Here is a 446-nt window from a genome sequence, read left to right as displayed (position 1 = left end):
CGTCGGAGAGCAGGTAGCCCTCCGGCGGGACGGTTTCGCGCAGCTCGTAGGTGCCGTAGGGCAGAAGGTCGCTCGCGGTCTGCGCCACGCCGTCGGCGCCGGAGGTGATGGTGGCCACGTCCTTGCCTGGCTCGTATACGATCCCGTCCACCAGCACAGGATTAGCGGAAACGCTCTTGATGGCGAAAACGGCCCCTTCGACGCTGGCGGATCCCTGCGGTACGGACGTTTGGCTCTGATGGTCGAGCTTCGCCGTCTTGACGCCGCCGCGGATCACCTGGTTGTCTATCGACTGCTCGGTGGTAGCCTCGACGACCACGCCGTCCTCGCGGATCTCGAAGCGCCATACTTCGTCGGAGAGCAGGTAGCCCTCCGGCGGGACGGTTTCGCGCAGCTCGTAGGTGCCGTAGGGCAGAAGGTCGCTCGCGGTCTGCGCCACGCCGTCG

The 446-nt window shown here is 66.6% G+C and carries 1 protein-coding gene; it reads right to left on the bottom strand.

The genetic code is table 11. The features are described from left to right. Nucleotides 1-446, bottom strand: a 446-nt coding sequence (locus C1878_RS16400) for a collagen binding domain-containing protein (RefSeq protein WP_181816822.1), incomplete at both ends; no start/stop codon positions are given.

This window comes from Gordonibacter sp. 28C, assembly GCF_003339845.1.
Taxonomy (GTDB): domain Bacteria; phylum Actinomycetota; class Coriobacteriia; order Coriobacteriales; family Eggerthellaceae; genus Gordonibacter.
This window is presented reverse-complemented; position numbering and strand designations above follow the sequence as displayed.